This is a genomic window from Stenotrophomonas thermophila (assembly GCF_001499715.1).
GTDB classification, from domain to species: Bacteria; Pseudomonadota; Gammaproteobacteria; order Xanthomonadales; family Xanthomonadaceae; genus Stenotrophomonas; species Stenotrophomonas hibiscicola.
Map to the genome: position 1 here is coordinate 21,208 of NZ_CVIW01000004.1, position 17,326 is coordinate 38,533.

The following is a 17,326-nucleotide window of genomic DNA, read 5'->3' on the forward strand; positions in this document are numbered from 1 at the left end:
CGCCGCCGGTGACCAAGCTCCGTCCGAGCGACGCCCGTAGGGCGTAGATGAGGGCAGGGCCGCAGCAGATGCGGAGCCATGTTTAGTCCCGGTGGCTGCAACCCTATCAGCGCGGAAGTAATTGATTGAATTGGGCCTCAATCGGCACTTATGGGAGGCCCGGTGCAGGCCTGAAACCCTTATAGATCAACGGGATGGGGCAACCAGTGATGATGCCTGGGGGCAGAGGGTCGTCGGTTCGAATCCGGCCGTCCCGACCACTGTGATGAATCAAGAAGCCCGCGCAGCGATGCGTGGGTTTTTTTTGTGCGTGCGGTGTATGCTGCGCGCCACTCGTACTACCGCGGCTGCTGAACCCGGTACTCACGAGAACACATCATGGAATCTGCAAGAAACCGTGCCTGGCGTCGCAGCCAGGCCCGCAACCATGGTGGCGACCGCGCCACGACCGCCTACAGCTACAAGCCCGAGAAGAACTGGAAGCTGCTGTATACGCGCGATGCCAAGCTCGCGCGCGCACGCCAGCTGGGCTTCACCTATCCGGTCCTCAGCGCCCGCCAAATGCAGGAACAGCAATGATCAACCTGCTGTTCGTCTGCAGCCGCAACCAGCTGCGCAGCCCGACCGCCGAAGCCATGTGGCGACGGCGGCCCGGCTTCAACGCGCTGTCGGCCGGTACCAGCCCGCACGCACGATGCCCCATCGGCCCGGCGGATATCCGCTGGGCCGATGTCATCTTCGCGATGGAGGCCAAGCACCAGCATCGCCTGCAGGCCACGTACGCGCGACTGCTGGAACACAAGCGCCTGCATTGCCTGGACATCCCCGACGACTATCGCTACATGGATCCGCTGTTGATGGACCTGCTGGACGCCAAGGTGGCCGTGTATCTCGATCAGCTGCCGGCAAAGCAGTAGATCAGTTCCGGATCGCCTTCGTCCAATCCATGCACGATGCCACTTTCGATGAAACCCGAGGCGGCGAGCAGGCATTGCATGCTGGTGTTGGATGCATTCGTCGAAGTAAACAGCTTGCCTTGCCCCTGCAGCGCGATGGCATGGCGCAGCAGGGCGGCGCCGGCGTCCTGTCTGCGTTGTTCGCGCGCCACCATGAGCATCTCGGCGAAGGCTTCGCCGAAGAAGTGACGATGGATGACCAGGTAACCGGCCAGCTGGCCGGACCGTTCGGCCACGTGCATGCCACCGCTGGCCTGCCAGTCGCTGATCTGCCGTGCGCGCCGCGGATCGTGGGCCGCAACGCTGTCGAGCGCGATCAACGCGGGAACGTCGGCGGGCGTTGCCTCGCGGATATGCAGCGTCGTCGAGGAAGGATCGGGCGGCACCATCGAAGCTCCTGGGCTGGTTGCGCCCAGTCTATCGATCACGTCGGCCGTGTCCGCGCATGCGCCACAGCCAGCGCGTGGCAGGCAGTCAATACACCCGGAACTCGGCACGGCAGCCGTCGCTGACCCACACGCCGCGACGGTCCCAGCCCCAGTTGCGGTCCTCGATGCAGGTCGTCACCGATTTCTGCTTGACCAGCCGCACCTCGTGGCGGACGCGGATGCGGCACTCCTTGTCCTTGTTCTCGTAGGACTCGCAGACCAGGCGTTCACCCTCGTTGTCGCGATCACGGCCACGTCCCGGCCAGCGCCCGTATCCGTCGGCGACGAACTCGGCGCGGCAGCCGTCGGTCACCCATAACGTGCGGCGGCTCTGGCCCCAGTTCTGGTTCTCCACGCAGCGGGTGACCGACAGTTGCCTGGCCAGGCGCATCGGGCCCTCAATGGGGCATTGCTCGGTCTTGTTGAACTGGGATTCGCAGCGCAGCGCTGGAATGTGATCAGTGTCGTGGTCCTGGGCGGCCACGGCGGTGGCGGCCAGCAGCAGGGCAAGGACGGCACCGGTGATCGGCAGCAGCGGGCGAAGAGTCATGGGGAGCCTCGAGCGGGGGATTCGGGCGGCAAGAATGACCCAGCACGGGGCCGTCGGAACGCATCGTTCCGGAAGTGGCTCAGTAAGGATTTAGTAGTGCGCACCGGCCCATGCAGAGGCTTACATCCCGTATCATCGCTGCACATCCGATCGCATCGGTTTACACCTTCTTACATGTCTTCCACGCCTGTCGGCGCAGCCTGTGGCTGCCGTCACTGGTGTGCGGGCGGCCTGTGCGGGAGGATGCGCGGACCACGACGACCACAGGGGGTTGCGTTGATCAGCAGTACCGTCATTCATCGCTCGGCCGACGCAGGCGGCGCCGAGGTGCGGGTCCTGGACACCACGTTCAAGGGCAAGCACGTGTTCACTGCCTGGGGCCTGCGCGGGCCGGAACTGACCCGCAGCGCGGACCCGGTTGCGACCGTGGCCGCACGCAAGGCGCTGCACGCGGTTGCCGGCCACAGCGAAGGGCCGCGCAGCCCGGAAGTGTTCATCGCCAACCAGTCGGCGGTGGCGATCACGGTCTATCGCCTGCTCACCGAAGCGCGCTCCGGCGATGCCATCTTCTTCCTGTGCGATTCCCAGGCGGTGGTCGAATGGCTGATCACCGCGCTGGAAGTGCAGGGCGCGGACTGATTCCGCGTTCCGGCGCGCATTGATTCACGCCAGCGCCGCGTCCACGGCGGCCCGCGCATGCAGTGCAGTGGTATCGAACAGCGGCACTGTGCTGTCCTCCGGCCGTACCAGCAGCATGATCTCGGTACAGCCGAGGATGATGGCCTCGGCGCCGCGCGCGACCAGTCTCTCGATCACGCCGGCGTAGACCTGTCGTGAGTGTTCGCTGACCACGCCGGCGATCAGTTCCTGGTAGATGATGTCGTGCACGCTGCGACGATCATCGGCTTCGGGAACCAGGACCTCCAATCCGAAGCGATCCTGCAGCCGGCCGCGGTAGAAGTCCTGCTCCATGGTGAAGGCGGTGCCGAGCAGGCCCACCTTTCGCGCCCCTGCCTGCACGATGGCCTGGGCGGTGGGGTCGGCGATATGCAGCAGTGGCAGTGGGCAGGCCGCCTCGATGCGGTCGGCCAGTTGGTGCATGGTGTTGGTGCAGACCAGCAGCAGTTCGGCACCACCGGCCTGCAGGCGCCGTGCGGCCTCAACCATGTGGTCGCCCAGTGCATCCCAGTCGCCGTCGTGCTGCAGCTGCTTGATCGGGGCGAAGTCCACCGACCACAGCAGCAGCTGCGCCGAATGTGCGCCACCGAGGCGCTGCCGCACGTCCTCGTTGATGAGCCGGTAATACTGCGCCGAGCTTTCCCAGCTCATGCCGCCGATCAGGCCAAGGGTCTTCATGCACAGCTCCATGCCGGGGAGCCGTCATTGCAGCACAGCCGATGCGGGAGTTGAACTACACATTAGTGATTGCTAATGTATTGGTCATGATCGAGAACGCCCTCTTCAAAGCGCTGGCCGACCCCACCCGCCGCCACATCTTCGAAAAGCTGGCCGAGGGCGGGCAGCATGCCAGCGCGCTGCGCGAGGGCATGGCGATCAGCCAGTCTGCGATGTCCCAGCACCTGGCGGTGCTGCGCGATGCCGGGCTGGTGAGCGAACAGCGCCAAGGCCGCTTCGTCTACTACGAGGTCGATCCGCGCGGACTGGCCCACATCGGCAACTGGCTGCAGCGCTACCGGGCCTACTGGCCCGCGCGTATGGATGCCTTGCAGGATCTGCTGAAGGAGATGGATTGATGGACGACGTTCTGAACGAAGTGGCTCCTGCGTTGGTGATGGAGCAGTGGCTGCCAGCGCCACCGGAACGGGTCTGGCGCGCACTGTTGGACCCGGCGCTGCGTGAGCGCTGGTTGCCCGCAGCCGATCTTGCCGACCCGCAGCCCTGCCTGTGCGAGGAGGGACGGGAGCTGGGCTTCCGCTTGCGCGATGCGCAGCCCCCACATCTGCACAGTCTGGTGTGTTTCCGGCTGCGCGCGGATGAGGGTGGAGGGACGGTGCTGACCATCGTGCATCGGCTCACTGACCGGCGTTCTCTGATCCCGCCGGCTTCCAACGATGAGCATCGCACGGTGATGCGCGCGGCTTGAACCAGCGCTTGGATCGAACGCTATAGGGAGCAGGCACATGCGGGACAGGATGCAGCTGGTACCGATGGTGGTGGAACGCAGCGAGCGCGGCGAGCGTTCCTATGACATCTACTCGCGGCTGCTGCGCGAGCGCATCATCTTTCTCAACGGCGAAGTCGATGACACCGTATCGGCGCTGGTCTGCGCGCAGCTGCTGTTCCTGGAATCGGAAAACCCGGAGAAGCCGATCCATCTGTACATCAACTCGCCAGGCGGAGTCATTTCCAGCGGCTTGGCGATGTACGACACGATGCAATACATCTCTGCTCCGGTGCATACGCTGTGCATGGGCACCGCGCGGTCGATGGGGTCGTTCCTGCTGATGGCCGGCGAGCCGGGTCACCGCGCGGCGTTGGCCAATGCCAGCCTGCACGTGCACCAGCCGCTGGGCGGGGTACAGGGCCAGGCTTCGGACATCTTCATCCACGCCGAGGAAATGCAGCGCACCAAGCAGCGCATCACCCGGCTGTATGCGCAGCATTGCGGACGCAGTGTCGAGGAGGTCGAGCAGACCCTGGACCGCGATCGTTTCATGAGTGCCGAGCAGGCATGCGAATGGGGCCTGATCGACCAGGTACTGGTACGGCGCGACGAGCACGCGGCCTGAGCCTGCCTCTGTAACCACCACATCCACGCTGTGCTGTATGTGCCGCGCGTTGCAGACGCACTCTATGCTGGTACGGTCTTCTGAAGTGGATGTGCGCCATGGCCCTGCATACCTGGTGGTGGTTCCTCGCCACGGTGTTCGTTCTGTGTGGCACGCCGGGGCCGAACATGCTGCATATCCTCGGCCGCAGCGTCGGACTCGGCTTCCGCGGCAGTGTACCGGCGATGGCCGGCTGCCTGCTGGCGATGCTGCTGGTGCTGGCCGCGTCCGCTGCTGGCCTGAGCGCATTGCTTCATTCCTCGCCGATGCTGTTCGAAGTGCTGCGCTATCTGGGCGTGGCCTACCTGGCCTGGCTGGGCCTGAAGGCATGGCGCGACAGCTGCCGTCCCGCGCCTACGGTGACGGTGGATGCCGCACTGCCGATGATGCCGACGCTTGGTGCCTGGACCGTGTTCCGTGGTGGCCTTCTGGTGGGCCTGAGCAATCCCAAGCTGCTGCTGTTCGCGGCGGCGTTCCTGCCGCAGTTCGTTGACCCGTCACGTGGCCAGGCGTTTCAGTACAGCGTGCTGGTGGCCACCTTCGCCGCTTGCGAACTGTTCTGGTACGTGATGTATGCAGCCGGTGGCCATGGCCTGCGCCGCTGGCTGGCCGAACCCTTTGCGCGACGCTGGTTCGAGCGGTTGGTCGGTAGCGTGTTCCTGGCGTTTGCCGTCGCGCTGCTGCGCTTTCGTCCGCGCTGATTCACGCCGCGCACGCGGCCTGTTCACGACTGCCGCATCGGTGACGGCCTAGCCTGATCATCCAGTACGCAGTCCCCGCAGGGAAAGGTTTGACATGATCAAGTGGGCCATCATCTTCGCCATCATCGGTGTGATCGCAGGCGTGCTCGGCTTCGGTGGCATCGCCGGTGCCTCGGTCGGCATCGCCAAGTTCCTGTTCTGGGCCGGCATCATCATCGCCGTGGTGCTGTTCCTGCTCGGCATGACCGTGGCCAAGAAGGTCAGCTAGCGTTGATCGCGCAGCAGCGTGCTCAGTGCGCGCTGCTGCGCGAAAACAGGTTGATCACGAGTACACCGGCGCAGATCAGGCCGATGCCGATCAGCGCGGGTGCATCCAGGCGCTGCTTGAACACCACCAGCCCGATCAGCGAGATCAGCACGATGCCGACGCCGGACCAGATCGCGTAGGCGATGCCGGTCGGGATCGACTTCATGGTCATCGACAACAGGTAGAAGCACAGTCCATAGCCGACCAGTGCGCCCAGTGTCGGCGCCAGCCGGCTCATGCCGTCGGACGCCTTCAGCAGTGATGTGGCAATCACTTCCAGCACGATGGCAGCGGCAAGGTAGAGATAGGAATTCATTGACCGCTCCAGCTCATTGCGCTCAGTTTCAGCGCCTGATCGGCCATGGTCAATGCGCTGGCACGTTCCTGCGCGTCGAGCGGGTAGGCCGTGGCCCAGCAGCCATTGGCAGCGCGCCGCGCGCCGCGCACCGTTGGCGTCGCCAGGGAATACGGCCAGCATCGCACGCTTCCAGGTACGCCAAGCGCTGCCTTGCGGCGCGAACAGGAGCGGATACGGGCGTGGCGGGAAGAAACCGACTGGACGGTACGACTGTATCGCAGGCCCACCGCGTTGCCGCGCGCTGCCGGCCAAGGTCGGCAGCGGAGCCATCATGCGTCGATGCGGGCGAAACGCGGTTGCGGTCCGTGCTCGCCCGGCACCTGCTCGACGAACATGGCGTACGGGCGTACCCACAGGCCACCTTCGCCATACAGCGCGCGGTACAGCACCATCGGTTGCAGGGTCTCACTGCTGCGGACGATGTCGAGCACTTCGTACTCGCCGCCCTTGAAGTGGCGGTAGCGGCCTGGGGCCAGGGTGGGTAGCGGACTCAGCTCAGCCATGGGCGGCGCGACTCACTTGCGCGCCGGGCTGGCCGGCTTCGCGCAGTAGGCATCGATGGCTTCGGCGGTGTTGGCCAGGCCCTGTGCCTGCGCCAGTTCCCACGGACGTTCGCAACGCTGGCTGTGCTCGCACCACTGGTAGCCGGCCGAACCGATGCAACCGTGGGCATCGCGGTCGCCACCGACCTTCGGCGTGGCAGGCGAAGTGGCCGCCGTATCGGCACGCGCAGCGGCCTGATGCTGGTTGGCACAGGCGGACAGCACCAGCAGGGCTGGAATCAGAAGAAGCGCTTTCATCGGGCGGGCTCCGTGCCTAAAGCGACAGTGTCTGCCGCAAATAGCCCTGCAGCAAGCGCTCAGTGCATGGCGGCGCGGATCAGTTCCTCGATCAGCACGAGGTAGCTGGCCACGAAGTAGAACTTCAGCAACGTCCAACGCTGCTGCGAGAAGAAGGTGCGCATGTGGAAGGGGCCCCTGTTGGTGACGGTAGTGTGAAGCTCCGCCAACTCCGTGACAAGGGTCACGAAAGGGGACTCACTAAACGGCCTCAGGGATGTGATGGCGGGGCGCCCTGACAGCGCGGCGCGGCATTTTCGTACAAATCTGATGGGCCATCCCGGAGGCGATCGCTAGCCTGATGGGGTACCGGTGCTCAGGGCCTTCCGTCGCCGGCTTGATCCATTCCGCAGGAGTCTCCAATGGTCATTACCGTTCAATGCAATGCCCGGCACTGGTCCGTACTGGACCCGCAGGCGCATGACGCAACCCGTTATGCACGGGGTGCCGAGGCCTTCGATGTCGCCGCAGCGCGGGCCCAGGAGCACCACCGCCGCACCGGCCAGTGCAGCACGGTACGGGTCGAGGCGCTTGGCAATTTCGTGGACGCACTCCACTTCGGACGTTGACACCACCCAGCCGAGGTGCAGTCAGCCACGGTTGAGCTGTTTGAATGGGGAAAGAACCGCCTTGGGGGCGCCCCCTGTCCGCCGGGCCGCGAATCCCGGATGCTTGCGCCATCGTATTCATGTGGAGATTCCGATGGGCAAGGCACTCACCTGGCGCACCCTGGCCTGCACCCTGCTGCCGATGCTGGCGGCGGGTGGCGCCCAGGCGCAGAGCTATGGCTACGGTTATGACGACGATCGCTATGGCGGTCGCGACGGCGGCGGCATCGTACGCTGCGAATCGATCAAGAACCGCAGCAATGAATGCCGCCTGGAAGGCCGTGCCCGGATGATCCGCCAGTTGTCCGGCTCGCCGTGCGTGGAAGGCGAGACCTGGGGGCAATCGCGCTACGGCGTCTGGGTCACCCAGGGCTGCCGTGCCGAGTTCGTCGGCGACTACCGCCGCGGCGGTGGCTGGGGTGGTGGCCATGGCAACGGCTGGGGCAATGGTGGCAATGGCTGGGGCGGGGGCGAGGTGATCACCTGCCATTCCAACGGTCACCGCCAGGAATACTGCGATGCCCGCATCCGCCGTGGCGTGCGCCTGGTCCGCCAGGATTCACGCAGTGCCTGCATCGAAGGCCAGACCTGGGGCTGGGACCGCCGTGGCATCTGGGTCAGCGACGGCTGCCGGGCGCAGTTCCAGGTGAATTGAGCGCGCCCCTCGAAAATCAGAATAATCTGATACAGCTCACATTTTGAACGTCGTATCTTCTGCGAATCAGGGCACCCCTGCGTGCCCCTGATCCGTCGCGATGAAGTCTGCCGTAACCGGCACGCCCATCCCGCCACCGTCGATACGCTGCCTCAAGGAGTGAGCTGCATGTTGATCCGCCTGCAATGCGAGCAACGCCAATGGCGCGTGCTGCACCCGGACCGGCCCGAACCGATCGAGTTCCGCGACGGTGCCAGAGCCTATGATTTCGCCGAGACCCTTGCACGTCTCCACTTCGTCGACACCGGGCAGCGCGCTGCGGTGCGGGTGGAAGCCAGCGGCGCCTTCGTGGAAGCGGTCAGCTACGGCTGAGGGTTGGGGCTCCCGGTCAGATCCTGTTTCCGGTGCCCGCTATCCACGCATGGCGTGGATCTACTATGCATCTGCATCCACGCATGGCGTGGCTCTACTTCGAATCTGCTTCCACACGTGGCGTGGATCGACCCCCTGTTCCGCAGTAGATCCACGCCATGCGTGGATCCACTGGGTCGTGATCGGCCTCAGCCTGCCGCGCTGAGCGGGGGAGTGCCGGCGGCCAGCTGCGGCCAGCGCTTGAGTACCGCCGCGCGGATGCCCGCGGCATCGATACCGGCTTCGGCCAGCAGGTCTTCACGGCTGGCGTGGTGCTGGTAGCTGTCGGGCAGGCCCAGGTGCAGGATGGGGCGCAGCACGCCTTCGGCGTTGAGCAGCTCACCGACGCCGGAGCCGGCGCCACCGGCCACCACGTTGTCTTCGATCGTCACCAGGCCCTCGTGCTGGGCGGCCACAGCCAGCAACAGCTCGCGGTCCAGCGGCTTGATGAAACGCATGTTGACCACGCTCAGGCCCAGTTCGCGGCCGACCTGCTCGGCGGCGGCCACCGCGCTGCCGAAGGCCAGCAGGGCGATGCGGCTGCCCTGCAGGCGCAGCTCGCCCTTGCCGATCGGCAGGGTGGACAGGTCGGTGCCTGCAGCCACGCCGGTGCCGGTGCCACGCGGATAACGCACGGCTGCCGGGCCGGGGTGCTGCAGGCCGGTGCTGAGCATCTGCCGGCATTCTGCTTCGTTGGAGGGGGCCATCACCACCATGTTCGGCACGCAACGCAGGAAGCTCAGGTCGAGGTTGCCGGCATGGGTCGCGCCGTCCGGGCCGACCACGCCGGCGCGGTCGATCGCGAACAGCACATCCAGGTCCTGGATGGCCACGTCATGCACCAACTGGTCGTACGCGCGCTGCAGGAAGGTCGAGTAGATCGCCACCACCGGCTTGCCCCCCTGGGTCGCCATGCCGGCGGCGAGGGTGACCGCGTGCTGTTCGGCAATGGCCACGTCGAAGTAGCGCTGCGGGTATTCCTTGCTGAAACGCACCAGGCCGGAGCCTTCGCGCATCGCGGGGGTGATGCCGTACAGGCGCGGTTCGGCGGCGGCGGCATCGCACAGCCAGTCGCTGAACACATCGGTGTAGGTCGGCTTCTTGGCACCGGCCTTGGCCACCAGGCCCTTGTCCGGATCGAACGGACCCACCGCGTGGTAGCCGATCTGATCGCCTTCAGCCGGCTCGTAGCCCTTGCCCTTTGTCGTCATCACGTGCAGCAGCTTCGGGCCCTTGGAGGCGCGCAGCGTCTTCAGCGTGGACAGCAGGGCGGGCATGTCGTGGCCGTCGATCGGGCCGGTGTAGTGGAAACCCATTTCCTCGAACATCGTGGACGGCACGAACATGCCCTTCCAGTGTTCTTCCCAGCGCTTCACGAAGCGCGCCGGGTTGTTCTTCTTGTCACCGAGGATCTTCTTGCCGCCTTCGCGCAGCGCATTGAGCGTGCGGCTGCCGGTAGCACGGCCGAGCATCTTGGTCAGGCCGCCGACCGCCTCGGAGATCGACATGTTGTTGTCGTTGAGGATCACCAGCAGGTTCGGTTCCGGCTCCATGCCGCCGGCATGCATCAGCGCTTCGAACGCCATGCCGGCGGTCATCGCGCCGTCACCGATCACGGCCACGATCTTGCGGTCGTCGCCTTCGGACTGGCGGGCGATGGCCATGCCCAGTGCCGCCGAGATCGAGGTCGAGGAGTGCCCGACGCCGAAGGTGTCGTACTCGCTTTCCTCGCGCTTCGGGAACGGCGCGACGCCGTCCTTCTGCTTGACGGTATGGATCTCGTCGCGGCGGCCAGTCAGGATCTTGTGCGGGTAGGTCTGGTGACCCACGTCCCAGACCAGCTGATCGACCGGAGTCTGGTAGAGGTAGTGCAGGGCCACGGTGAGTTCGATCACGCCCAGGCCGGCGGCGAAGTGGCCGCCGCTCTTGCCCACCGATTCGATGAGGTAGGCGCGCAGTTCGTCGGCGACCGCCCTCAATTCGGATTCGTCGAACGTGCGAAGGTCATCCGGAGTCTGGATGCGCGCGAGGCGGGGATAGCGGGCAGAGTCGATCATCATGTTCGCACTTTTTCTGAACGCCCATTTTCGCCCTCAAACGGGGGTGGGCAAGCAAACGCCGCCGCCCGTGACAGGACGGTGAGGGTTGCATTTTCGGGCGTTCAGGTGCTCAGTTTCGACCGCTTGGGCAATTGCGCCTTCAGGAAGGCCATCTGGTCGGCCAGGATGTTGCGATTGGACAGGATCAGGTGCTCGATCCAGCTGGGCCGGTAGGGGACTGCCAGCAGGGGCATGCCGGCCTGCTGCGGGGTGCGGTCGCTCTTGCGCGAATTGCAGTGGAAGCAGGCGGTAACCACGTTTTCCCAGCAATCCAGGCCGCCCTTGGACAGCGGCACGACGTGGTCGCGGGTGAGCGTGGGGCGGTTGAACTGCTGGCCGCAGTACATGCACAGATGGGCGTCGCGGGCGAACAGGGCCGGGTTGGTCAGGTTCGGTGTCGGATCGATCGCGCGGGAGCGGGCGTGGCCGCGGGCGGCAATGATCGGGTGCAGGTCCATGCCGCTCTGCAGGCCGCTGAAGCGGTTGGTACCGCCGTGGATGTGCAGGCAGGGATCGCCCAGCGTCCAGGCAACCGCTTCGCGGGCGTAGAGGCAGGCTGCGTCCTGCCAGGTGATCCAGTCCAGTACGCGTCCGTGGGCATCAAGCGAGAGCAGCCGGACCGATCCGGGGCGATGCAGCGTCGTGGCGTTGGGCGATGCTTCGGCGCCCGGAGCAGAAAGGGGAGCTCCGGCTTCGATCAGACCCAAGCGTGTAGTGTCTGTCTCCATCGGGAGAACAGCTTATACCTGAATCATTGCGATTTGGGTATCGCCTGTCGGCGATACGCAAATCGTCAACATTCAGGTCCGCGCATTCTTCCTAATCCCCGCGCCTGTCGGCGCGCCCCCTTTAACAAAAGGGGGCTCTTCTCCAGAGGGATTTCGGGGGTTTCCATCCACGCATGGCGTGGATCTACGGTGTCGACCAAGGTCGACACCTACCAGCAGCAGAAATCTGTCGAGGGCGGGGTGGGTCCGGTTGCGGGGGCGTGAGCGCCATGGATGGCGCGACCGAGGCTACAGGGACGTACTTGCGCCGTCCCCCGCAATTGGACCCACCTCGCCATCCCGCAGGAAGCCGGCTGTTGCGGTTGCCGGCCAGCGGCCGGCACTACCGCGGGTGCCGGGCGGCAGCCCGGCTCAGGCGCCGAAGCGCTCGTCGTCCATCGTCATCAGCGGGGCGGCGCCGGACTGGATCGCGGCGGCGTGGCTGAGCGTGCGCGGCAGCACGCGGGCGAAGTAGAACCGCGCGGTCTCGCGCTTGCCCTGGGCGAAGGCGGCGCCGTGCGCGCTGGCATCGGCGGCGGCCACGCTGCGGGCCCACCAGTAGGCCAGAACCACGTATCCCGAATAGAACAGGTAGTCGTAGCTGGCTGCGCCCAGTTCGTCCGGATTGCCGGCCGCGCGCTGCAGCACGTCCATCGTCAGCTTGCCCCATTCGGCGGCCTTGGCGCGCAGCGGGCCAATGAACTCGGCCAGCGCTTCGTTGCCCTCGTGTTCCTTGGCGAAGGCTTCGATCTCGGCCAGCATCAGCTTCAGGCCGGCGCCCTGGCTGGAGGCGGTCTTGCGGCCGATCAGGTCCAGCGCCTGGATGCCGGTGGTGCCTTCATACAGCGTGGTGATGCGCGCATCGCGGGCCAGCTGTTCCATGCCGTGTTCGCGGATGTAGCCGTGGCCACCGAAGCACTGCAGGGCGTTGTAGGTGTTCTCGATGCCCCACTCGGTCTGGCAGGCCTTCGAGATGGGCGTGAGGAAGCTCACCAGGGTGTCGGCGCGCTCGCGCTCGGCGGCATCCTCGGCATGGTGGGCAATGTCGATCAGGGTGGCAGCGTGCAGCGCCAGCAGGCGGCTGCCTTCGACCAGCGACTTCACCGTCAGCAGCATGCGTCGCACATCCGGGTGGACCAGGATCGGGTCGGCCGGCTTGTCCGGGAACCTGGCACCACTCAGGGCGCGCGACTGCAGGCGCTCACGGCTGTACTTCAGTGCGTTCTGGTAGGCGCGCTCGGACAGGCCGATGCCCTGCAGGCCAACGCCCAGGCGCGCGGTGTTCATCATGGTGAACATCGCCTGCAGGCCCTTGTGCGGCTGGCCGACCAGGTAGCCCTGTGCGCCATCGAAGTTCATCACGCAGGTGACCGACCCCTTGATGCCCATCTTGTGCTCGATCGAGCCACAGCGCAGTGTGTTGCGCTCGCCGACGTTACCTTCGCGGTCGACCTTGAACTTGGGGGTGACGAACAGCGAGATGCCCTTGGCGCCCGGAGGGGCGTCGGGCAGCTTGGCCAGCACCAGGTGCACGATGTTGCCGGTCAGGTCGTGCTCGCCGGCGGTGATGAAGATCTTGGTGCCGGTGATCGCGTAGCTGCCATCGGCATTCGGCTCGGCCTTGGTCTTCAGCAGGCCCAGGTCGGTGCCGCAGTGCGGTTCGGTCAGGCACATGGTGCCGGTCCAGCGGCCTTCGATCAGCGGCTTGAGGAAGGCCTCGTGCTGCCAGGCTTCACCGTGCTGCTTCAGCGCTTCGATGGCGCCGTGCGAGAGCAGCGGGAAGTTGCCCCACGCCAGGTTGGCGGCGTTGATCATTTCGTTGAGCGGCACGCCCAGGGTGTGCGGCAGGCCCTGCCCACCCAGTTCCGGCGAGGCGGTCAGGCCGGTCCAGCCGCCATCGACGAACTGGTCGTAGGCCTGCTTGAAGCCGGGCGGGGTGGTCACTTCACCGGTGGCCTGGTCGAGCACGCAGCCGATCTCGTCGCCGACGCTGTTGAGCGGGGCCAGCACGGTGGCGCTGAAGCGGCCGGCTTCCTCCAGTACGGCATCGACCACGTCGGCGGTGGCGTCGGTGAAGCCCAGGCGGGCGAACAGGGGTTCGACCTTGAGCACATCGTGCAGGGCGAAACGGAGGTCGGAAAGCGGGGCGGTGTAGCTGCTCATCGGTACGTCTCGGTTTGATCAGGGCAGGGAGAGTGGCGCCAGGCGCCGCGACGGAAGGTGGAAATCAGCGCAGCACGCCCGGCAGGCCGGGCGCCTGGTTGAGGGTGCTGCGGCTGCTGATATCGAAGCTGCGCTGCTTCTTTTCCTGCGGCGTGGCCGCCACCGTTCCCTTCAGGCCGTAAGCCAGGGTGCGGTTGCTGGCCAGCGCGTCGGCCACCACCAGGCGTGCGGCCGAGCTGGGCACGAGGTCAACATTGATGACATCGGCTGAGGTGCCGCCGATGGAGATGCCCGGCTTGGCCTGCAGGGTGCCGGCGTCGCTGTCGCCGACGGTCAGCGCCAGCGCGACGTCATCGAAGGTCATGGGCATGGAGCTGTAGTTCTGCAGGCGCAGGGCCACGGTCCAGTTGCCGTCGGCGCGCACGGTCAGCTGCTGCAGGCTGGCCGCCGGTTCCGAAACACGCTTGACGATGCCGTTGTTGCAGGCAACAAGGGCGAGGGTGCACAGGACGATCAAGGCGATACGGAAACGGTGGAGCATGGGCGCAGGTCCTCTGAAGGGGTGCGTTGGATAAGCATACTACGGCGTATGGTCGTTTGGATCGCCTGTGGCGACCCGTCGCAGAGGGTAGCGCGTGAAGATGGCGCCCGGGCGTGCGCGGCGCCGGATCGGGCGCGTGTGGCGCGCCGGATGCGGGGAGGTTCAGTCGGCGGGTGTATCGCGAATCGGGGCCATCAGGCGCAGCGGGCCGAGGTCGTAGCCCATCGTCTCGGCCTTGGCTTTCAGCTGTTCGAGCTGGGCGCGATCCATTTCCGGCAGGCGCGAGAGGATCCACAGGTACTTTCGGTCCGGTTCACCGACCAACGCCCACTGATAGTCCGGGTCCACTGCCAGGACCCAGTAGTCGGCCCAGACCAGTGGCACCCAGCTCAGCCAGTCCGGAACGAATCGCACCTGCAACTGGCCTGGATGGCCGGCAACCGGGCGCGCCACGCCTTCAGCAACCACGCGTTCTCCGTCGCCGTTGCGGCAGGCATTGGTGACGCTGATGCGGCCATCGCGGCGCAGTCCGTAGTTGGCGGTGATCTCGCCCACGCACTGCTTCTGGAACGAGACCGGAAGATGCGCAATCTCGTGCCACTGGCCGGCGTAGCGGTCAATATCCAGCGCGTCGACCGCGCGCACCGGCTCGGCGGCCAAGGCCGGGCAGGTGGCGAGCAGCAGGAATGCGAGCAGGGCAGGGCGCAGAGGCATCGGCGTACTCCGTTCAGGAGTCCTGAGCTTAGGCGAGCGGCCAAGGCCACGTGTAAAGGTTCCATGCGCCGGCAACCATTGCCGCCGACTTTTGCAACTACTGCTCGAACGGGCGTTGACTGCGCTCGTCGCCGTCAAAAGTAAGCGTTCGCGTATGCAGCGTGCCGCTGCTCATATCCCATTTGAAGGTGTCCAGCCCTCCGCCGCCGGTTCCCTTGGAATGCAGGCGTACTGCGCCGCGGGTCAGATTGTCGGTGAGCAGCAGTTGCGCGGAGCCGTCGGCGTCCACACGGAGTCCGGCCCGGTCCCGCCACCGGTCCTCGCCCTGTCCCTTCGGGGCATCCAGGGCAAGAGCGACGCTGTCGTCCTCGAATGTACTCAGGCCGCCTCGCTCGGCGCCGGAAGCATCGAAAATCAGGATGCCCGCGGCGCGGCTTCGTCGCCCGTCTTCTGCGCTGTCCTGGCCAATCTCCACCCGCACCACGCCGTGCTCGTCGAGTACCTGCAGCTGCCGCGTGCTCAAATGATCGACGTGTAATGGGGCATCGCGCTGCGAAAGCAGCCAGGCCGTGACTGCGGCCAGGCCCAGCAACAACATGGACAGCCCGGCAACCAGCCAGTGCAGGCGTCGCAGCGATTGCTGCAGTTGGGGTAGAGAAGGTGCGTCATCCATGTCATCAGTGCTCCATACAGTGGACCAAGGACAGTACTACAGAGCCGGCAGGCACGGTCACGCAAAAAAAAGACCTGCATTTCTGCAGGTCTCTGAAGATGGTGGCCGAAGACGGAATCGAACCGCCGACACGGGGATTTTCAATCCCCTGCTCTACCAACTGAGCTACTCGGCCAAATTGTGTGGCAATCACGATCAACTGCGATTCCCGAAAAAAGACCCGCATTTCTGCAGGCTGTCGAACGTGGTGGCCGAGGACGGAATCGAACCGCCGACACGGGGATTTTCAATCCCCTGCTCTACCAACTGAGCTACTCGGCCACGTAGTTCATTGCAGCGAGGTCGCTGCCAAGGACGCGCATATTACGGAGGTCAGTCGCCTACGGCAAGCATTTTGGCAAAAAACCTTCACATTGCCGTCTGCGCAGGCGCAAGTACTTGATCCGCCGTCGCGGGGCGGGGGCGCGCTGGATGCCGATTCATCCGGGCGCGGCGGCGCGGTGATCATCGCCTGCGGCGGAATTCAGCGGGCCACGGTGATCGACAAAAGCGGTGTGGCGGGGCCAGCGCGTGGACGGCATCGACACCTGACATGGAACGCTGTTTTCGTGACCGCCATTGGGGCACGCTGCGGCGTAGTGTCGGCGTTCTCTTCCTGACGCTGGCAACAGCAGAGACCGTCGTCATGTCCGACTCATCGACCACTTCCCGCATTGTGCTGGCGTCGCGTCCGCAGGGCGCACCGGGTGCAGCCAACTTCCGCCTGGAGCGGGCCGCGCTGCCGGCATTGGCCGATGGCGAGGTGCTGCTGCGCAACCACTATCTTTCGCTGGATCCGTACATGCGTGGACGCATGGATGAGGGCCCGTCGTATGCCGCGCCGGTGGCGGTAGGGGCGGTGATGGAGGGCCAGACCGTGGCCGAGGTGCTGCAGTCCAATGTTCAGGGTGTCGCAGTGGGTGAGCTGGTGCTGGCGCCGGGCGGATGGCAGACCCACGCGGTGCTGCCGGCCAAGGCACTGGGGCGCCGCCTGGACCCGGCTGGACTGCCGCTGAGTACCGCGCTGGGTGTGTATGGCATGCCGGGCTTCACCGCCTATTCCAGCCTGCATGAAATCGCCCGACTGCAGCCGGGAGAGACGCTGGTGGTGGCCGCTGCGACGGGGCCGGTCGGCGCGACCGTGGCGCAGCTGGCCAAGCTGCAGGGCGCGCGCGTGGTCGCCATCGCCGGTGGTGAGGCCAAGCGTGCCTATCTGCAGACGCTGGGCGTGGACGTGGCACTGGATCATCGCGCTGCTGATTTCGCCGAGCAGCTGCGCGCGGCGGTGCCTGCGGGTATCGACGTGTACTTCGAGAACGTCGGGGGCCATGTACTGGATGCGGTGCTGCCATTGCTCAATGACTTCGCCCGCATTCCGGTGTGCGGCACCATCGCCACCTACAACGATCGTGGTGTCGAGCAGCCTGGCCCGGACCGCCTGCCGTCACTGTTCAGCCAGATCCTGCGCCAGCGCCTGACCGTGCGCGGTTTCATCGTGCACGACTTCAACCACCTGTGGCCGGACTTCGAGCGCGAGATGCCGCAGTGGCTTCGCGAGGGCCGCATCCAGTACCGCGAGGATGTGGTAGAAGGGTTGGAGAAGGCACCGGAGGCATTCTTCGGGCTGCTGAAGGGGCACAACTTCGGCAAGCTGGTGGTGAAGCTGGATTGAGGGCTTGGCGGTGTGCCGACCAAGGTCGGCACCTACCGGAAGCTGAGCGCGCCGAC

The 17,326-nt window shown here is 65.7% G+C and carries 24 protein-coding genes and 3 tRNA genes; 13 read left to right on the forward strand and 14 right to left on the reverse strand.

Annotation, left to right across the window (positions count from 1 at the left end; translation table 11 throughout):
* Window positions 1-190 precede the first annotated feature (190 nt).
* The 3 genes from BN1263_RS20670 to BN1263_RS03590 all read left to right on the forward strand — a co-directional run bounded on the left by BN1263_RS20670 (window position 191) and on the right by BN1263_RS03590 (window position 917).
* A tRNA-OTHER gene (locus tag BN1263_RS20670) sits at window positions 191-260 on the forward strand.
* A 118-nt stretch (window positions 261-378) separates the two neighbouring features.
* Window positions 379-579 carry a hypothetical protein gene (locus BN1263_RS03585; protein WP_058979611.1) on the forward strand — a complete coding sequence of 67 codons (201 nt, stop codon included), beginning with the start codon at window positions 379-381 and terminating at the stop codon, window positions 577-579.
* Window positions 576-917 (forward strand): low molecular weight protein tyrosine phosphatase family protein, encoded by a 342-nt coding sequence (locus BN1263_RS03590; protein ID WP_058979614.1) that lies wholly within the window; start codon window positions 576-578, stop codon window positions 915-917. The genes BN1263_RS03585 and BN1263_RS03590 overlap by 4 nt, the downstream gene beginning before the upstream one ends.
* Here the strand turns inward: BN1263_RS03590 and BN1263_RS03595 are convergent.
* Window positions 896-1,345 carry a GNAT family N-acetyltransferase gene (locus tag BN1263_RS03595; RefSeq protein WP_021202183.1) on the reverse strand — a complete coding sequence of 150 codons (450 nt, stop codon included), beginning with the start codon at window positions 1,343-1,345 and terminating at the stop codon, window positions 896-898. The two genes, BN1263_RS03590 and BN1263_RS03595, sit on opposite strands and share 22 nt — an antisense overlap.
* Window positions 1,346-1,430: 85 nt before the next feature.
* On the reverse strand, window positions 1,431-1,934 hold the full coding sequence (locus BN1263_RS03600; protein WP_058979616.1) for a DUF3011 domain-containing protein: 504 nt from the start codon (window positions 1,932-1,934) through the stop codon (window positions 1,431-1,433).
* Window positions 1,935-2,177: 243 nt separating this feature from the next.
* Here BN1263_RS03600 and BN1263_RS03605 point away from each other — a divergent pair, with 243 nt between their 5' ends.
* On the forward strand, window positions 2,178-2,573 hold the full coding sequence (locus BN1263_RS03605; RefSeq protein ID WP_019660558.1) for a hypothetical protein: 396 nt from the start codon (window positions 2,178-2,180) through the stop codon (window positions 2,571-2,573).
* Window positions 2,574-2,597: 24 nt separating this feature from the next.
* Here BN1263_RS03605 and BN1263_RS03610 read toward each other — a convergent pair whose 3' ends face one another.
* Window positions 2,598-3,290, reverse strand: a complete 693-nt coding sequence (locus tag BN1263_RS03610; RefSeq protein WP_026347077.1) for an aspartate/glutamate racemase family protein — start codon at window positions 3,288-3,290, stop codon at window positions 2,598-2,600.
* Window positions 3,291-3,376: 86 nt separating this feature from the next.
* Between BN1263_RS03610 and BN1263_RS03615 the strand changes: the two genes are divergently transcribed.
* From BN1263_RS03615 to BN1263_RS19935, 5 genes are all read left to right on the forward strand, one after another.
* Window positions 3,377-3,688, forward strand: a complete 312-nt coding sequence (locus BN1263_RS03615; protein ID WP_021202181.1) for an ArsR/SmtB family transcription factor — start codon at window positions 3,377-3,379, stop codon at window positions 3,686-3,688.
* Window positions 3,688-4,038: an SRPBCC family protein gene (locus BN1263_RS03620; protein ID WP_058979618.1), complete on the forward strand. Its 351-nt coding sequence runs from the start codon at window positions 3,688-3,690 to the stop codon at window positions 4,036-4,038. The genes BN1263_RS03615 and BN1263_RS03620 overlap by 1 nt, the downstream gene beginning before the upstream one ends.
* Window positions 4,039-4,075: 37 nt before the next feature.
* Window positions 4,076-4,684, forward strand: coding sequence for an ATP-dependent Clp protease proteolytic subunit (locus tag BN1263_RS03625; protein ID WP_021202179.1), 609 nt, complete (start codon window positions 4,076-4,078; stop codon window positions 4,682-4,684).
* Window positions 4,685-4,782: 98 nt separating this feature from the next.
* Window positions 4,783-5,424: a LysE family translocator gene (locus BN1263_RS03630; protein WP_019660553.1), complete on the forward strand. Its 642-nt coding sequence runs from the start codon at window positions 4,783-4,785 to the stop codon at window positions 5,422-5,424.
* A gap of 94 nt (window positions 5,425-5,518) precedes the next feature.
* On the forward strand, window positions 5,519-5,692 hold the full coding sequence (locus BN1263_RS19935) for a DUF1328 domain-containing protein (RefSeq protein WP_021202178.1): 174 nt from the start codon (window positions 5,519-5,521) through the stop codon (window positions 5,690-5,692).
* A 22-nt stretch (window positions 5,693-5,714) separates the two neighbouring features.
* On the opposite strand, the gene BN1263_RS03635 is transcribed toward BN1263_RS19935, so the two are convergent.
* The 3 genes from BN1263_RS03635 to BN1263_RS03645 all read right to left on the reverse strand — a co-directional run bounded on the left by BN1263_RS03635 (window position 5,715) and on the right by BN1263_RS03645 (window position 6,889).
* Window positions 5,715-6,047, reverse strand: a complete 333-nt coding sequence (locus BN1263_RS03635) for an SMR family transporter (RefSeq protein WP_019660551.1) — start codon at window positions 6,045-6,047, stop codon at window positions 5,715-5,717.
* Window positions 6,048-6,358: 311 nt separating this feature from the next.
* Window positions 6,359-6,592 carry a DUF1653 domain-containing protein gene (locus BN1263_RS03640; RefSeq protein WP_019660549.1) on the reverse strand — a complete coding sequence of 78 codons (234 nt, stop codon included), beginning with the start codon at window positions 6,590-6,592 and terminating at the stop codon, window positions 6,359-6,361.
* A 12-nt stretch (window positions 6,593-6,604) separates the two neighbouring features.
* Window positions 6,605-6,889 (reverse strand): hypothetical protein, encoded by a 285-nt coding sequence (locus BN1263_RS03645; protein ID WP_005410420.1) that lies wholly within the window; start codon window positions 6,887-6,889, stop codon window positions 6,605-6,607.
* Window positions 6,890-7,290: 401 nt separating this feature from the next.
* Here BN1263_RS03645 and BN1263_RS03650 point away from each other — a divergent pair, with 401 nt between their 5' ends.
* The 3 genes from BN1263_RS03650 (at window position 7,291) to BN1263_RS03660 (ending at window position 8,563) form a co-directional block, all read left to right on the forward strand.
* Complete coding sequence (locus BN1263_RS03650; RefSeq protein ID WP_058979621.1) at window positions 7,291-7,497, forward strand: hypothetical protein; 207 nt, start codon at window positions 7,291-7,293, stop codon at window positions 7,495-7,497.
* A 133-nt stretch (window positions 7,498-7,630) separates the two neighbouring features.
* Window positions 7,631-8,191 (forward strand): DUF3011 domain-containing protein, encoded by a 561-nt coding sequence (locus BN1263_RS03655; RefSeq protein ID WP_058979623.1) that lies wholly within the window; start codon window positions 7,631-7,633, stop codon window positions 8,189-8,191.
* A gap of 168 nt (window positions 8,192-8,359) precedes the next feature.
* On the forward strand, window positions 8,360-8,563 hold the full coding sequence (locus BN1263_RS03660; protein WP_005417823.1) for a hypothetical protein: 204 nt from the start codon (window positions 8,360-8,362) through the stop codon (window positions 8,561-8,563).
* Window positions 8,564-8,751: 188 nt separating this feature from the next.
* Here BN1263_RS03660 and dxs read toward each other — a convergent pair whose 3' ends face one another.
* The 8 genes from dxs to BN1263_RS03700 form a co-directional block, all read right to left on the reverse strand.
* On the reverse strand, window positions 8,752-10,659 hold the full coding sequence (gene dxs, locus BN1263_RS03665; RefSeq protein WP_058979711.1) for a 1-deoxy-D-xylulose-5-phosphate synthase: 1,908 nt from the start codon (window positions 10,657-10,659) through the stop codon (window positions 8,752-8,754).
* A gap of 104 nt (window positions 10,660-10,763) precedes the next feature.
* Window positions 10,764-11,429 (reverse strand): HNH endonuclease, encoded by a 666-nt coding sequence (locus BN1263_RS03670; RefSeq protein WP_019660544.1) that lies wholly within the window; start codon window positions 11,427-11,429, stop codon window positions 10,764-10,766.
* A gap of 411 nt (window positions 11,430-11,840) precedes the next feature.
* Window positions 11,841-13,631 (reverse strand): acyl-CoA dehydrogenase C-terminal domain-containing protein, encoded by a 1,791-nt coding sequence (locus BN1263_RS03675; protein ID WP_058979626.1) that lies wholly within the window; start codon window positions 13,629-13,631, stop codon window positions 11,841-11,843.
* 64 nt (window positions 13,632-13,695) lie between these two features.
* Window positions 13,696-14,172 (reverse strand): LEA/WHy family protein, encoded by a 477-nt coding sequence (locus tag BN1263_RS03680; RefSeq protein WP_010486516.1) that lies wholly within the window; start codon window positions 14,170-14,172, stop codon window positions 13,696-13,698.
* A 162-nt stretch (window positions 14,173-14,334) separates the two neighbouring features.
* Complete coding sequence (locus BN1263_RS03685) at window positions 14,335-14,886, reverse strand: lipocalin family protein (RefSeq protein ID WP_058979628.1); 552 nt, start codon at window positions 14,884-14,886, stop codon at window positions 14,335-14,337.
* Window positions 14,887-14,983: 97 nt separating this feature from the next.
* A complete protein-coding gene (locus BN1263_RS03690) occupies window positions 14,984-15,559 on the reverse strand; it encodes a hypothetical protein (RefSeq protein WP_058979630.1) in 576 nt (191 codons plus the stop codon).
* Between the two features lie 99 nt (window positions 15,560-15,658).
* Window positions 15,659-15,734, reverse strand: a tRNA-Phe gene (locus BN1263_RS03695).
* 70 nt (window positions 15,735-15,804) lie between these two features.
* Window positions 15,805-15,880, reverse strand: a tRNA-Phe gene (locus tag BN1263_RS03700).
* A gap of 364 nt (window positions 15,881-16,244) precedes the next feature.
* Here BN1263_RS03700 and curA point away from each other — a divergent pair.
* Window positions 16,245-17,270: an NADPH-dependent curcumin/dihydrocurcumin reductase gene (gene curA, locus BN1263_RS03705; protein ID WP_058979632.1), complete on the forward strand. Its 1,026-nt coding sequence runs from the start codon at window positions 16,245-16,247 to the stop codon at window positions 17,268-17,270.
* Window positions 17,271-17,326: the final 56 nt, after the last annotated feature.